Genomic DNA, 15,210 nt, shown 5'->3' on the forward strand with positions numbered 1-15,210 from the left:
GTGTTGCCTGCTGTCGATCATGCCGCAGCGGGCACGATTTCGGGGTCGAGTTCGGCATCGGACGGCCCCTTGCGGAAGAACTCCTTGGCTCCGACGACGGCGAGCGCAGCTACCACGGTTCCCGCGGCGAGCGAGACCAGGAACCAGCCGATTCCGCCGACTGCGAAGAAGACGAAGATCCCGCCGTGCGGGGCGCTGAGAGTGACGTCGAAAGCCATGATCAGCGCGCCGGTGACCGCGCCGCCCGCCATCATCGAGGGGATCACGCGAAGCGGGTCGGCAGCGGCGAACGGAATCGCGCCCTCGGAGATGAATGCCGAACCCAGCAACCAGGCAGCCTTTCCGTTCTCCCGTTCGGCTTCGCTGAAGAGCTTGGGACGCAGCACCGTCGAGGCAAGTGCCATGGCAAGCGGCGGAACCATACCGGCAGCCATGACAGCCGCCATGATGCGCAAAGTGGCCGGGTCGTTGACGTTGAGTCCGGCGACGGCGAAGGCGTAAGCCGCCTTGTTGACCGGTCCACCGAGGTCGAAGCACATCATCAGGCCGAGAATGATGCCGAGGAAGATGGCCGAGCTGCCGGACAGTCCGTTGAGCCAGTCGGTGAGACCGGAGGTGATCGCGGCGAGCGGACGCCCGAGGACGATGAACATCAGTGCTCCGACGACCAGCGTCGCGAACAGCGGGATGATTACCACCGGCATCAGGCCTCGCAGCCACTGCGGGACGGCGATCCGGCCGATGTAGAGCGCGACGACACCGGCGATGAGACCACCGACCAAGCCGCCGATGAAACCGGCACCGACGAACACGGCGACCGCGCCGGCTGTGAAGCCGGGAGCGATGCCAGGCCGGTCGGCGATGGCGAAGGCGATGTAGCCGGCCAACGCGGGCACCAGGAAGCTGAATGCCAACGAACCGATCTGGAACAGCACTGCGCCGAGATAGGTGGCCAGACCACCGTCGGGAAGGTTGGTGATCGAGTTGTTGAGAACGATGTCCTTGGCCGGACCGGAGATCTCGTATCCGCCGAGCAGGAAGCCGAGTGCGATCAGCAGACCGCCGGCCGCGACGAACGGGATCATGTAGCTGACACCGGTCAGGAGGACCTGACGGAGGTGGGTGCCGAACCCTACGGAACCGGCATCGGAATCCGCGGCCGCTGCGGCGGTGCCGTCAACGGTGGCGGCGGCGGGATTCTCGGAGGCGCGCAACGCTTCTGCGAGCATCTTGTCCGGCTCGTTGATTGCCCGCTTCACACCGGAAGCGACGACGGGCTTACCGGCGAATCGTTCGCGGCCCTTCACTCCGACGTCGGTGGCGAAGATGACCGCGGCGGCTCCCGCGATCACCGAAGGGTCAAGGGGGGTGCTTCCGCTTGAACCTTGCGTTTCGACGTGAACCTTGATGCCGGCGCGTTCACCCGCGGCGACGAGTGAGTCCGCCGCCATGTAGGTGTGAGCGATTCCGGTCGGGCAGGCGGTGACCGCGACGATGTGACGCTCCGCGGGCGCTGGTGCCGGGGTCTCCTCGGTAGCGTGTTTCCCGGTGGAAACAGGTGCCGGGGGTGTCGCTGCCGCAGCCTTTGCTGCAGGATCCTTCGGTGCGGGATTGAGTACCTCGTCGACCAGTCTCACGATCTCGTCCGGCGTCGACGCTTCACGAAGTGACGTGACGAACGCGGGCCTGACGAGTGCTCGGGCCAAGGAGGAGAGCAGCTTCATGTGCTCGGCCCCGGCGCCTTCGGGTGCCGCGATCAGGAAGACCAGATCGGCGGGGCCGTCGGGTGCACCGAAGTCGACCTTCGGATCGAGTCGAGCAAACCCCAGGGACGCGGACGAGACAGCCTCGGCGCGGCAGTGGGGAATTGCGATTCCGCCGGGCAGTCCGGTCGCGGACTGCGCTTCGCGAGCGAGTGCGGCATCGACCAGTCCCGCGGCGTCGCTCGCCCGTCCTGCTGCAGTCAATCGCGCTGCGAGAGAACGAATGACATCTTCCTTGGTCGAACCCAGGTCGGTGTCGAGTGAGATCAGTTCGGGACTGATGATCTCCGGGCCGGAACTGCCGGCTGCGGTGGTATCGGACATGTCAGGTTCCTTAGGGCGTCAGGCGAGTTCGGTGGGGACGGGGATGGGAGAGGCGGCATCTGCTGCAGATACCGAAACCGCTGCCAGATCGATCTGTTCGGGTGTGGGAAGGGTTGTGCCGGGAAGGGAGGCAGCGGCGCTTCCGTAGGCGACCGCGTGACGTAGCCGCTCGGATTCCGAGCCGCCGCCCGCTTCGGCGAGGATGTAGCCGGCCAGCGACGAATCGCCTGCGCCGACGGTACTGACTGCGACAATCGGGGGAGCGGTGGCGATCCACGCGCCGTCGGCCGTGACGAGGACGGCACCGGCTGCGCCGAGCGTGGCGAGCACGCTGCCGACGCCGCGATCGACCAATCGCTGCGCCGCCGTGATCGCAGGCCCGGGATCACCGTTCTCGGCAGCACGTTCGAGGACGTGGCCGTCGACGCCGGTCAGTTGCGCGAGTTCCTCGCCGTTGGGTTTGAGCAGGTCGGGTGCCGAGCCGGGGAAGCCTTCGGCGAGTGCTGTCAGTGGGGCGTCCGAGGTGTCGACCGCCACCTTGCACGGGTGATCGCGCAGCGCCGCGACAAGTTCGCCGTACCACCCCAGCGGAACGCCGGGAGGCAGTGAGCCGGACAGCGCGAACCACAGTGCGGTATCGGCGCGGGCGATCAACTCCTGTGCCAGGGCGTCGAGCGTCGAACCGGACAGCGTTGCGCCGGGTTCGTTGATCTTCGTCGTGGTCCCGTCCGGTTCCGCGATGGTGATGTTGGTGCGAGCCGGACCCGTTGTGGCGACGCCGATGTGGGGAATCCCACCGGCTGCGAGCGCCGAGAGCAAGGGATCGCCACCATTTCCCGGTAGCACCGCGAGCACGTCGAGGTCGGCTGCGGCGAGAACACGCGCCACGTTGACCCCTTGCCGCCGGGGTCGCTGCGAGTGGAGTGGGCGCGTAGGACGGAGCCTCGTTCGAGCCGTTGCTCGAGTTGTACGGTCCGATCGATACTCGGGTTGGCTGTCAGTGTGACGATCATGCGATCACCACCTCGATTCCGTGGTCGTGGAACTCGGATGTGTCTGTGGGACTGATCTCTTCGTCGGTGATGAGGACGTCGATGCTGTCGAGTGGTGCGAAGCTGATCAAGTGCTCGCGGCCGACTTTGCTGGAATCGGCCACCACGACAACGTGATTGGCGGCCTTGACCATCGCTCGTTTGACGGCGGCCTCTTCGCTGTCCGGGGTGGAGAGTCCGTGCCCGACGCTGATCGCGTTGGTTCCGACGAAGGCGACGTCGACCCGCAACGTGCTCAGCAGGCGCAGAGCGTCCTCGCCGACCGCGGCTTGCGTCACCCCGCGTACTCGTCCGCCGAGCAGGATCAGGGAAATCGAGTTCATCGATGCCAGTCGTGCGCCGATCGGCACGGAATTGGTCACGGCCGTGAAGTCGTTCTCGGTCGGTAGTTCGGGGATCATGCGGCCCGTAGTCGTGCCCGCGTCGAAGATGACGCTGCCGCCGGTAGGAGGGAGATAGGTGACCGCGCAGCGGGCGATCCGGTCCTTCTGTTGCGCGCGGGTCTGATCGCGTTCCGCCATGCCCGGTTCGGTCACATGGAGGGATCCGGTCGGAACGGCGCCGCCGTGTACACGCCTGATCTGTCCGATCCGCTCGAGGAAGGCCAGATCGCGACGCACGGTCTCGGTGGTCACACCGAAGGTCTCCGACAGCGCCGCCACGGACATGCGTCCGCGCTGCGACACCATGGTGCCGATCGCTTGTTGGCGTTCTTCCGCGTACACGTGCTCTCCGATTCCGAAATGTGATCCGACGGTGCGTTGTGGATCACAGTGAATGTTGCTTTATGTTGTTTTACGCCCGAGTGTGTTGACATGTCAAGGCTTGGGAGTAATCTTCGTCACAACGAAGGTGAGGGCTTTACGCGCTCGAGGTGATCCGGTGTGACACCGGGCCCATCGCTCAAGGAGGACAGATGACCGAACAGCTCAACCGAATCACCGTGCACGGCACCCCCGTCGTGCCCGGAATTGCCTACGGCCCGGCTATCTGGCCGTCCAGCCGACCAGAACTCGTCACCGATGCGCCCGCACTCGACGAGGCCGATCGAGAGGCCGCTGCAGACGCCTTCGTCGCAGCAGCGAAGGCTGTCGAGAACCGCCTTCTCGGACGGGCTGCCGAAGCCACAGGCGCGGCCGCCGAGGTCTTGCAGGCCAACGCAGCGATGGCAGCCGATCGCGGCTGGATCGGGGCGGCAAAGAAGTCGATCGCCGGCGGAGTGCCCCCGGTGCAGGCTGCGATCGCGGCGACGGAGCAGTTCGTGGTGCTGTTCACCAAGGTCGGCGGTGTGATGGCCGAGCGCGTCACCGATCTCGAGGACATCCGCGACCGCGTGATCGCCGAACTCTCCGGATTGCCCGAACCCGGAGTTCCGATGCCCGAGACGCCGTCGGTGCTGTGCGCGGACGATCTGGCTCCTGCGGACACCGCGGGCCTCGATGCAACCAAGATCATCGGACTCGTGACCATCTTCGGCGGCCCGACCAGCCACACGGCAATCATCGCGAGGCAGTTGGGCATCCCGTGCATCGTGGCTGCGAAGGAATTGGAATCCATCGCGGCCGGAACACCGATTCTGATCGACGGAACCACCGGCGACGTGATCGCGGAGCCGGATCCCGAACAGGCGCGCGAACTGGTCGAACAATCCCGGATCGATCGCGAACGCGTCAGCACTTGGACCGGACCAGGCCGGACGTCGGACGGTCGGCCGGTAGACGTTCTCGCCAATGTTCAAGACGGCGCGGGCGCTCGCGCCGCGGCGTTGACCGCAGCGGGAGGCATCGGGCTCTTCCGGACCGAACTCTGCTTCCTCGGCCGTGAGACCGAACCGACCGTAGACGAGCAGGCGGCGATCTACGCCGAAGTTCTCGAGGCCTTCGCAGGAAAGAAGGTCATCATTCGCACGTTGGACGCGGGTTCGGACAAGCCGCTCAAATTCGCCAACCATCAAGAGGAAGCGAATCCGGCACTCGGCGTTCGTGGGGTCCGAATCGCCTGGCAGGACATGGGAATTCTCGACCGCCAGCTCGACGCGATCGCGGCAGCCGCGGCGTCGACCAACTCGTCCCCGTGGGTCATGGCACCGATGATCGCCACCCCGGCCGAGGCGAAACGTTTTGCCGATGCGGTGCGGGCACGCGATCTTGTTCCCGGTGTGATGGTGGAGATCCCGGCGGCGGCGCTGTTGGCCGACCAGATTCTCGAACACGTCGAATTCCTCTCGATCGGTACCAACGACCTCGCTCAGTACACGATGGCCGCTGATCGGATGTCCTCCGAACTCGCCGACCTGACCGATCCGTGGCAGCCCGCGGTGCTCGCCCTTGTCGCACGTACGGCCCAGGCCGGTCAGGCGGCAGGCAAGCGCGTCGGCGTCTGCGGTGAGGCGGCCGCCGATCCACTGTTGGCGTGTGTTCTGGCCGGACTCGGAGTTTCCTCGCTGTCGTGCGCTGCGGCGTCGGTCGCGGGTGTGGGAGCGAAGGTCGGGTCAGTCACCATGGCGCAATGTGAGGCGGCTGCGGCGGCGGTGCTGGCAACCGGTGATCCGGTGGCAGCGCGCAAAGCGGCGGCCGACGCAATCAGCTGAACTGGTTTCGTTGGTCTCGGTCGGAGACCGAGCGCCTGACCTCTAGTATTTCGACCTGTGATCGAACGAGAAACAATGACCGGGGCCGGCGGAATCGGCTGGACTGTCCACGGAGACGGCAAGCGGATCGCCGACGGCGCCGTCGTGGCGCCGGACGAACGACTGAGTTGGCCGCGCACCATCGGGATCGGGATGCAGCACGTCATCGCGATGTTCGGAGCGACACTGCTCGTTCCGACCATCACCGGCTTCCCCGTCACGACGACGCTGTTGTTCTCGGGTATCGGCACCGCGCTGTTCCTGCTCATCACCCGGGGCCGGATCCCGAGCTATCTCGGTTCGTCCTTCGCGTTCATCGCCCCGCTGACAGCGTCGGCAGGATCGGGCCCGGCCGCGCAGCTCGGTGCCGTCATGGCCGTCGGCATCGTGTTGATGTTGATCGGCGTCGCCGTACGTCTGATCGGCAGCCGGGTCATCGACGCCGTCATGCCGCCGGTAGTGACAGGCGCCGTCGTCGCGCTGATCGGTCTCAACCTCGCTCCGACGGCGGTCGGTTCCTTCGAATCGCAGCCGCTGATCGCCACGGTCACGCTCGTTTCGATCCTGCTGGTCACGGTCGTCGGTCCCGGGCTGCTCGGCCGGTTGGGCATTCTGGTCGGCGTCGTGATCGGCTGGGTCTTCGCCGCGGTCATCGGTGGTCTCGACAGTGAACGAGTGTCCGCTCTGCGCGAAGCCGACTGGTTCGGGCTGCCGAGTCTGCACGGACCGTCGTTCGACTGGTCGGTGATCGTGCTCGCGCTGCCCGTGGTGATCGTTCTGGTCGCCGAGAACGTCGGACATGTCAAGGCGGTGTCCGCCATGACGGGTAAGTCCCTCGATGATCTGGCCGGCAATGCGCTGTTTGCAGACGGTCTCGCCACGACCTTGGCGGGCGCCGGCGGCGGATCCGGAACCACCACGTATGCCGAGAACATCGGGGTCATGGCAGCGACGCGTGTGTACTCGACCGCGGCGTACTGGGTAGCGGCCGCCACCGCCGTGATCCTGGCATTTTCGCCCAAATTCGGTGCACTGGTCTTCACGGTTCCGAACGGCGTCATCGGCGGTGCGACGATGGTTCTCTACGGACTCATCGGCATTCTCGGTGTGCGCATCTGGATGGAAGCGAAGGTGGACTTCACCGATCCGGTCAACCTGACCGTCGCCGCTGCCGCACTGGTTGCCGGCATCGGGAACCTGACGCTGACCATTGGTTCGGTCGAGCTGGGCGGCATCGCTTGGGGGTCGATCGGCATCCTGGTCGCCTACCCGATCATGCGATACCTAGCCAAATTCCGTACTTCGAGTAACAGATAACCGCTACAGTCACGAATCGTGATCGTTCGGGTCATCGACGGGTATCGCAACAGGTTCTACCGTCGGAGGCAGTGACGTGGGCCCGCGAACTTCGGCGTGCCCAGTCTTAGCGAAAACATCCCGACCGGGTACATCGTCCCCACCGGGTACATCACTGAAGTGCCGTATATCGAATTGCAAGGAGTCGGCGTGGAGCGCACCCTGTTCGAACCGGAACATGAACTCTTCCGGGAGTCGTACCAGAAGTTCTTGGCACAGCACGTGGCACCGAACCACGAGAAGTGGGAAGAGCAGAACATCGTCGATCGTGACGTCTGGGTCGAGGCCGGAAAGCAGGGATTCCTGGGAACCGCGGTACCTGAGGAATTCGGCGGCGGCGGTGTCAAGGATTTCCGCTACAACGCGATCATCACCGAGGAAACCACCAAGGGTGGCTTCAGTGGTATCGGCTTCACGCTGCACAACGACGTGGTGGCGCCGTACCTCCTGGAGTTGACCAACGAGGAGCAGAAGCAGCGTTGGCTACCCGGATTCGCGTCGGGTGAGCTGATCTCGGCGATCGCGATGACCGAACCGGGTACCGGTAGCGACCTGCAGGGCATCAAGACGAAAGCAGTTCGCGACGGGGACCACTGGGTACTCAACGGTTCGAAGACCTTCATCACCAACGGAATCAACGCCGACATCATCATCGTTGTCGCGTGCACCGACCCGGACAAGGGTGCTCAGGGCTTCAGCCTCCTCGTGGTCGAGCGGGACATGCCCGGCTTCGAGCGAGGACGCAATCTCGACAAGATCGGCATGAAGGCTCAGGACACCGCCGAACTCAGCTTCACCGACGTACGCGTTCCCGCTGCCAACCTGCTGGGCGAAGAGGGAATGGGCTTCTTCTACTTGATGAAGAACCTTCCCCAGGAACGACTCTCGATCGCCGTCGTTGCTGCCGCCGCAATGGAATCGGTTCTCGAGAGCACGATCCAGTACTGCCGTGACCGCAAGGCATTCGGCAAGTCGATCGGCAGCTTCCAGAACACCCGATTCGTACTGGCCGAATTGGCAACGGAGACCACGGCAGTGCGCATCCTGGTGGACAAGTTCATCGAGCAGCTCAATGCCGAGAAGCTGACCGTGCAGGAAGCTGCGATGGCGAAGTGGTGGACCACCGAAGCTCAGGTCAAGCTCATCGACCGCTGCCTCCAGCTGCACGGAGGCTACGGCTACATGAAGGAATACCCGGTTGCCAAGGCGTACATGGACTCTCGTGTGCAGACCATCTACGGTGGCACAACCGAGATCATGAAGGAGATCATCGGACGCTCGCTGAACCTCTGATTCGGGTGATGCACCGCTGATCGTCACGTAAAAGACTCTGGGCCCCGGCTGATGCCGGGGCCCAGAGTCTTTAGGTCGTGGGATGCGAGCGAATTCAGATCTTCCGCATGACCGTGACAACCTTGCCCAAGATGACGGCGTTGTTGCCGGGAATCGGCTCGAAGAGGTCGTTGTGCGGCATCAACCACACCTCCTTCTTCGTACGCTTGAACGTCTTCACGGTGGCTTCGCCGTCGATCATTGCGGCCACGATGTCACCGTTCTCGGCGACGTTCTGCTGACGGACGACAACCCAGTCGCCATCGCAGATCGCTGCATCGATCATCGACTCACCGACAACCTTGAGCATGAAGAGCGAACCTTGGCCGACGAGCTCGCGGGGGAGTGGAAACACATCCTCCACAGCTTCCTCGGCGAGGATCGGTCCGCCGGCAGCGATGCGGCCCAGGATGGGGACGAACGCCGGCTCTGGCAGCGGGTCGGCACTGTTGTACTCGCCGGAATGCTTCGACACCGACGCGATGGCGGTATCGGCCGCAACCTCGTCGAGACCCCGAACATCGACTGCACGAGGGCGATTGGGATCGCGTCGAAGGAAGCCCTTGCGCTCCAACGTTCGCAGTTGATGCGCGACCGACGACGTGGAGGTAAGCCCCACCGCATCCCCGATTTCGCGAATGCTCGGCGGATACCCGCGCTCCGTCACCGAATCGCGGATCACTTCGAGAACGCGCCGCTGACGCTCGGTGAGCGTCTCGCTCGACGGAGACGGAACTGCAGAAGCTCCTGCCTCCGCGGCTGTGCTGGAGCGATCGTCCTTCATGGCCTGTTGCCTCCGTGTCTGAAGAAGTCGTGTCTGAAGAAGTCGTGTCTGAAGAAGTCGTGTCTGAACAAGTCGTGTCTGAAAACTGCCTGCAAAAGTGCCTGGTGCAAGTCGCGCAGAAACCTGTCGGTGCCTCCTGCCAACATTCGAGCTGTCGACAAACACGGAGGCTTTCGCAATTCCCGCTGTGTGGTCTGACACGAATCTAGCCGGATTTGCTCGCGGTTTCAAACATCTGTTCGATTCGTGTCGCTCCAAGTAGAGACATTGTCGGCCAGGCGTGGTAGAAATTCGAACATGCGTTCCATCGAACGCATGATCGAACACATCGATCGGTGTCGACCAGCGGAGGTCACGATGGGTAACGCAGCACTGAAAAGCAACAGGGTTTTCGACGACGCGATTGGTTTCGACGCGTTTGGTTTCGACGGTACGTCGGCACTGAAGTACCACCCCTCGTTCTATGGGCCCGATGCAGACGCTGTGTCCTTCGAACGGCGCGGAGCGGCCGAAATGCATGGCGTGGCCAGGGATGTCGACAACGAACCGCAGGCGGCCGTCGTTCGCCGGGTTCCGGCGGTGGGCGCGGTTTCAGGTTCGCGTTCATTGCGCGAATCTCCTCGCCGGTGGGACAGCGAGCACGATTCGTCACGCCCGTACGGAGGAAGTTTCGCGCACCGAAACAGGGTCGGTGTGTCACGGGTCGAACATGAAGTGGCCGCCGAGGATGTCGGTTGGAAGACGGTTTTCCTGGGCGCCGTATTCACCGCATTCGCAGTGTTGGCGTTGGTGGGGATCGGCGCTTTGTCGAGTGGTGACGTAGCTGCGACAAACGGCGCGACCGAAGTGGTTCGCGTTGCCGCGGGTGAATCCCTCAGTGATATTGCTGCCAAGGTTGCACCTGGCCAGGCTGTCGGTTCGGTGATCGAGCAGATCATGGATCTCAATGCGATGTCGAGTTCCGGACTGTCAGTGGGACAAACGCTGATCGTGCCGGCCTCGGGGCGCTGACCTACCCCGTACCAGGCGGGGGCGTACCGAGCGTGAGAGCAGTCCGTTCACAGCGAGTAAGCTGTCCACTTGACAGTCCCACCACCTCGGGTGGTCGCGTTGAGTACGTGGATCTGCTCTGTAAATCGTCGGAGGATTTGCAGTCGGTAGCGAATCTGAGTTGCGGCCATTTCGGCGACAACGAAGGAACCCCGATGCATTGCCCGTTCTGCCGGCACCCTGATTCCCGAGTGGTCGATTCGCGCGAGGCCGACGAGGGCCAGGCGATCAGGCGGCGCCGTTCGTGCCCCGAGTGTGGCCGCCGATTCACCACGGTCGAGACGGCAGTTCTCTCGGTCGTGAAGCGCAGCGGCGTCACGGAGCCTTTCAGCCGAGAAAAGGTTGTCAAAGGTGTGCGTCGCGCATGCCAGGGCCGCCAAGTGGACAACGATTCGCTGAATTTGCTCGCCCAACAGGTCGAAGATGCCGTTCGAGCTTCGGGTTCTGCCGAAATTCCCAGTAACGAGGTAGGGCTCGCGATCCTCGATCCGCTTCGAAATCTCGACGAAGTCGCCTACCTGCGATTCGCATCGGTGTACAAGTCCTTCAGCTCGGCTGCGGATTTCGAACGTGAGATCACCGACATGCGCGAGCATGCAGAGACCCGTGCCGCCGAGAAGGCTCCCGGCGCCGAGACCGTTTCCGTCGACTGAGGCCTTCGCCTCAGATAACGCTGAGAGCACAGAGCGGTCTTAGGTAACGCTGAGAACACAAAGCGAACAATCGAACAAATCGGGCACGTTATTCGCTTAGTGTCTACCAGGTACGTTCGTCCGCATCTCGGATCTTCACGGAGGCGTTATGAACTTAGTTGCAGTTCTCGGAGTCGTGAACAGCCTGGTAACCCTCGGGTTCGCCAACACTGTTGCCACCTTTGGCGGTTTCCTCACCAACGTCAACATTCAGACAATCTACTGATCCCGCAATTCTCGCCGAACATCAACGCTTGATCGCTTCGATAGCTTTCAGGACTCGCTTTTCGGAAATCGGTGTGGGTGTACCGAGGGACTGCGCAAACAGGCTCACGCGCAGTTCCTCGATCATCCAACTGATCGCGTCGACATCTCGAGCAGTGCGACGCTCTTCGGGAAGCGAACTCACCAACTGGTCGTACGCTGCGTACACCCGGTCGAGGACATCCATAGCCTGCTGATCTCGTTGTGCACTTGCGGGCAGAGCTTCGAGACGGAATTTTGCTGCGGCAAGATACCGCGGTAAATCGCGTAGGCGGGCCGATCCCAGTTCGGCGACAAATCCCGGAAACAGCAGTGAGGTCAACTGTTCTCGGACGTCGTCGGCTGCCTCGCCGCGCGAGCGGTCCAGCACGACGCTCAGTTGGTGTGCTTGTTCGAGGATCGGAACAATCATGCGCAGGATCGCGGAAACGCGTCCGGCCAGTTCGGAGCGTGCGATCTTCACCAGGGCATCGAACGCTTCAGGCGTGCGTACCGGTCCACCGTGGGCCGCAATCACTTCGTTGGCAGCTGCCACCCGGCAATCTTCGACGAGGGCCTCCAAGCCGCCGTCCGGATTCTGGCCGAGAGCCAGACGCTGAGTGTTCGACAAGCCGGCGGTCACTGCCTTGAGTTGGGTGGGAACGGCCGCGAGGAGAAGCGCCCGCGTACCTTCCCTCATCGCCTGCGCCTGCGCGGCCGGCGTACTCAGGACACGAACGGCAACTCCGCCGTTCTCCGGCACCAGAGCTGGGTAGCCGGTCACCTGCTGTCCGCCGATGGAGCGAGTGATGGTCTCTTCCAATGCGCCCAGGGTTTCGGATGTCCAGACGGTTGCCGCTGTCCGTTCGGTTCCGGTTGCCGCCTTGGCCACTTCCTTCTGCACGCGCGGGGCGAGTGTGCGTCGTAGCTGCGCCAGATCCTTGCCCTTCGCGAGAACCTTGCCCGATTCGTCCTCGACGACAAACGTCATCCGAAGATGGTCGGGCAGCGCGGCGGGATCGAAGTCCTTGGCGTCGATCTGGATCCCGCCCAAGTGCGAGAGTTCGCGGGCCATTGCGGTCATCAACGGCTCGGATCGAGGTTTGACTGCTGCCAACGCTGCGGCGGCGTAGTCGGGTGCGGGCACGACAGCGCGTCGGATGTTCTTGGGCAACGTCTTGATCAGAGCAGTAACCAGATCGACGCGCATACCGGGGACCAACCAGTCGAAGCCGACCGGCTGAAGTTGCGCGAGCAGGCCGACCGGGATGTGCGCGCTGACGCCGTCGTCGTCCTTTCCCGGCTCGAATTGGTAAGTGAGTGGAAACTGCATGTCGCCTTGGCGCCAGGCGTCCGGGTACTCGCCGCCCAGTACTGCAGCTGCGTCGGAGTTGACCACCGTTTCCGGTGTGAAAGTCAGCAGACTCGGATTCTTGCGCCGCTCGGTCTTCCACCACTGGTCGAAATGCTTGGCGGATACGGCTTCCTGGCCGATACGTTCGTCGTAGAACTCGTAGAGAGTTTCGTCGTCGACGAGGATGTCGCGTCGGCGCGCGCGGTTCTCGAGTTCTTCGACGTTGTCGAGGAGTGCACGGTTTTCGTGGAAGAACTTGTGGTTCGTCTGCCATTCGCCCTGCACGAGCGCATGGCGGATGAAGAGATCGCGAGAGGCCTCGGGATCGATTCGTGAGTACGTCACTGCGCGGCCGGTTACCAGAGGAACTCCGTAGAGAGTGACCCGCTCGTATGCCATCGCCGAGCCGCGCTTGGAGGACCAGTGCGGTTCGGAATAGGTCCGTTTCACCAGGTGCGGGGCGAGCTTTTCAGCCCACTCGGGTTCGATACGCGCGGACATGCGCGCCCACAGCCTCGACGTTTCCACGAGTTCGGCGGCCATGACCCAGCGTGGTGGCTTCTTGAACAGTCCCGATCCGGGGAAGATCGCGAAGTGGCTGCCCCTGGCGCCGAGGTAGTCCCGCTTCTCGCCCTCGCGTAGCCCGATATGCGAGAGCAACCCGGCAAGGAGCGACTGATGGATCGCGTTCTCGCTTGCCGGTGTCTCTCCCACTGTCCAGCCGAGACCGCGGGTGATCTGCCGGAGTTGCCCGTGCAGATCCTGCCATTCGCGGATGCGGAGCCAGTGCAGGAACTCGTTCCGGCACATCTTGCGAAACTGGTTGGAGGACAGATCGTTACGTTGTTCGCGTAAGTAGTCCCACAGTTTCAGGTAGGCCAGGAAGTCGGAGTTCTCGACGTTGAAGCGGGCGTGCTTTTCGTCGGCGGCTTGCTGGAACTCGGCGGGCCGCTCGCGAACGTCCTGGATGGACAACGCCGCGACGATGACAAGGGTTTCGTGAAGGCAACCGTTGTTCTTGGCTTCCACCAGCATCCGTGCCATCCGCGGATCCACCGGAATCTGGGCCAGCTCGCGGCCGACCGGCGTCAGTTCGGGGTGGCTGGCCTCGGAACCTCGCGCGATGGCGCCGAGTTCCTCGAGGAGTCCGATTCCGTCCTTCACGGCGCGCTGGTCCGGCGGTTCGACGAAGGGGAATGCCGCGATGTCGCCCAGGCCGAGGGCCGTCATCTGCAAGATCACGGATGCGAGGTTGGTTCGCAGGATCTCCGGTTCGGTGAATGCCGGCCGTGACTCGAAGTCCTCCTCGGAATACAGGCGGATGCAGATTCCTTCGGCGACGCGGCCGCAACGCCCGGAACGCTGACGAGCTGACGCCTGCGAAATGGGCTCGATCGGCAACCGCTGAACCTTGGTGCGCACCGAATATCGCGAAATGCGCGCGGTTCCCGGATCGACGACGTACCGAATGCCGGGAACGGTCAGCGAGGTCTCGGCCACGTTGGTGGCAAGGACGACGCGTCGGCCGGTGTGCGGCGAGAACACTTTGTGTTGCTCGGCAGCAGACAGCCGCGCGTACAGCGGGACGATTTCGGTGTTGCGAAGACGCCGATCGCGTAAAGCATCTGCGGTGTCGCGAATCTCGCGTTCGCCGGAGAGGAAGACCAAGATGTCGCCTTCGCCCTCCGCGCTCAGCTCGTCGACCGCCTCGCAGACCGCGTCGACGGGATCGCGGTCGAAGGTGATGTCGCCGGATTCGACGGTCAGTGGCCGGTAACGCATTTCGACAGGGAATGTTCGCCCGGATACCTCGACGATCGGCGCGGGCTTACCGTCGACAGCGAAGTGCTTGGCGAAGCGCTCGGGATCGATGGTCGCCGACGTGATGATGACCTTGAGATCGGGTCGGCGGGGGAGCAGCTGAGCCAGGTATCCGAGGATGAAGTCGATGTTGAGGCTGCGTTCGTGCGCTTCGTCGATGATCAGCGTGTCGTAGCGTCGGAGCAAACGGTCGCGCTGAATTTCGGCGAGGAGAATGCCGTCGGTCATGAGCTTGACGTAGGTGCGGTCCGAGACCTGGTCGGTGAACCGCACGGTGTATCCGACGGCGTCGCCGAGTTCGGTGTCGAGTTCTTCGGCGATACGTTCGGCAACGGTGCGTGCTGCCAACCGGCGCGGCTGTGTGTGTCCGATCAAACCGCGGACGCCACGTCCGAGTTCGAGACAGATCTTCGGGATCTGGGTTGTCTTACCCGAGCCGGTCTCGCCGGCGACGATGACAACTTGATTCTCCGAGATCGCGGTGGCGATATCGTCTTTGCGCTGACTGACGGGCAGTGCTTCGGGGTACGAGATCGCGGGGACGTTCGCGGCGCGGTTCGTCAATCGAGTGCGTGCGGCGTTAATTTCTTCGGCCAGCGCCACCAGAGCGTCGGGTGTGCGGGCACGGTCGAGTTTGCGACGGAGTCGACTCTCGTCGCGGAGTGAGACCTGCGCCAGTGCGCTCTTCAGGTCACTCCGCTTGGGGGAGAGCGGGGCCGGTGGTGTTGTAGACATGCTGATGACAGCCTATCGAACGCGTTCACAACTACCGCTCGCAGATCGTTTTGATGTGCAAATATCGACCAGTGA

Annotated in this window: 9 protein-coding genes and 1 pseudogene; 5 read left to right on the top strand and 5 right to left on the bottom strand. The window is 63.3% G+C overall.

Annotated elements, in window-relative coordinates:
• Nucleotides 1–17: 17 nt before the first annotated feature.
• From EHW12_RS13590 to EHW12_RS13600, 3 genes and pseudogenes are all read right to left on the bottom strand, one after another.
• Nucleotides 18–2,087 (bottom strand): fructose-specific PTS transporter subunit EIIC, encoded by a 2,070-nt coding sequence (locus EHW12_RS13590; RefSeq protein ID WP_007735189.1) that lies wholly within the window; start codon nt 2,085–2,087, stop codon nt 18–20.
• Between the two features lie 18 nt (nt 2,088–2,105).
• Nucleotides 2,106–3,100, bottom strand: a pseudogene (locus EHW12_RS13595) (1-phosphofructokinase family hexose kinase).
• Nucleotides 3,097–3,864: a DeoR/GlpR family DNA-binding transcription regulator gene (locus EHW12_RS13600; protein ID WP_003942134.1), complete on the bottom strand. Its 768-nt coding sequence runs from the start codon at nt 3,862–3,864 to the stop codon at nt 3,097–3,099. Before EHW12_RS13600 ends, EHW12_RS13595 begins: the two are co-directional and overlap by 4 nt.
• A 191-nt stretch (nt 3,865–4,055) precedes the next feature.
• Here EHW12_RS13600 and EHW12_RS13605 point away from each other — a divergent pair, with 191 nt between their 5' ends.
• The 3 genes from EHW12_RS13605 to EHW12_RS13615 all read left to right on the top strand — a co-directional run bounded on the left by EHW12_RS13605 (nt 4,056) and on the right by EHW12_RS13615 (nt 8,417).
• Complete coding sequence (locus EHW12_RS13605) at nt 4,056–5,729, top strand: putative PEP-binding protein (RefSeq protein WP_050655800.1); 1,674 nt, start codon at nt 4,056–4,058, stop codon at nt 5,727–5,729.
• 75 nt (nt 5,730–5,804) lie between these two features.
• On the top strand, nt 5,805–7,085 hold the full coding sequence (locus tag EHW12_RS13610; protein WP_020907537.1) for a solute carrier family 23 protein: 1,281 nt from the start codon (nt 5,805–5,807) through the stop codon (nt 7,083–7,085).
• Nucleotides 7,086–7,274: 189 nt separating this feature from the next.
• Nucleotides 7,275–8,417, top strand: coding sequence for an acyl-CoA dehydrogenase family protein (locus EHW12_RS13615; protein ID WP_007735194.1), 1,143 nt, complete (start codon nt 7,275–7,277; stop codon nt 8,415–8,417).
• A 94-nt stretch (nt 8,418–8,511) separates the two neighbouring features.
• On the opposite strand, the gene lexA is transcribed toward EHW12_RS13615, so the two are convergent.
• Nucleotides 8,512–9,240, bottom strand: a complete 729-nt coding sequence (lexA, locus tag EHW12_RS13620) for a transcriptional repressor LexA (protein ID WP_007735195.1) — start codon at nt 9,238–9,240, stop codon at nt 8,512–8,514.
• Between the two features lie 297 nt (nt 9,241–9,537).
• Here lexA and EHW12_RS13625 point away from each other — a divergent pair, with 297 nt between their 5' ends.
• Both EHW12_RS13625 and nrdR read left to right on the top strand, forming a co-directional pair.
• Nucleotides 9,538–10,251 carry a LysM peptidoglycan-binding domain-containing protein gene (locus EHW12_RS13625; protein ID WP_003942242.1) on the top strand — a complete coding sequence of 238 codons (714 nt, stop codon included), beginning with the start codon at nt 9,538–9,540 and terminating at the stop codon, nt 10,249–10,251.
• Between the two features lie 194 nt (nt 10,252–10,445).
• Nucleotides 10,446–10,943, top strand: coding sequence for a transcriptional regulator NrdR (gene nrdR / locus EHW12_RS13630; protein ID WP_030535543.1), 498 nt, complete (start codon nt 10,446–10,448; stop codon nt 10,941–10,943).
• A 286-nt stretch (nt 10,944–11,229) separates the two neighbouring features.
• Here the strand turns inward: nrdR and hrpA are convergent, their stop codons facing one another.
• Nucleotides 11,230–15,135 carry an ATP-dependent RNA helicase HrpA gene (gene hrpA, locus EHW12_RS13635; RefSeq protein ID WP_125050995.1) on the bottom strand — a complete coding sequence of 1,302 codons (3,906 nt, stop codon included), beginning with the start codon at nt 15,133–15,135 and terminating at the stop codon, nt 11,230–11,232.
• Between the last annotated feature and the right edge of the window lie 75 nt (nt 15,136–15,210).

Origin of the sequence: Rhodococcus sp. NJ-530, assembly GCF_003860625.1 — a bacterium.
Classification (GTDB): domain Bacteria; phylum Actinomycetota; class Actinomycetes; order Mycobacteriales; family Mycobacteriaceae; genus Rhodococcus_F; species Rhodococcus_F qingshengii.

Coding starts and splice junctions, on each gene's coding strand:
- EHW12_RS13590 (WP_007735189.1), bottom strand. CDS start 2,087: ATGTCCGATACCACCGCAGCCGGCAGTTCCGGCCCGGAGATCATCAGT.
- EHW12_RS13605 (WP_050655800.1), top strand. CDS start 4,056: ATGACCGAACAGCTCAACCGAATCACCGTGCACGGCACCCCCGTCGTG.
- EHW12_RS13610 (WP_020907537.1), top strand. CDS start 5,805: ATGACCGGGGCCGGCGGAATCGGCTGGACTGTCCACGGAGACGGCAAG.
- lexA (WP_007735195.1), bottom strand. CDS start 9,240: ATGAAGGACGATCGCTCCAGCACAGCCGCGGAGGCAGGAGCTTCTGCA.
- EHW12_RS13625 (WP_003942242.1), top strand. CDS start 9,538: ATGCGTTCCATCGAACGCATGATCGAACACATCGATCGGTGTCGACCA.
- nrdR (WP_030535543.1), top strand. CDS start 10,446: ATGCATTGCCCGTTCTGCCGGCACCCTGATTCCCGAGTGGTCGATTCG.
- hrpA (WP_125050995.1), bottom strand. CDS start 15,135: ATGTCTACAACACCACCGGCCCCGCTCTCCCCCAAGCGGAGTGACCTG.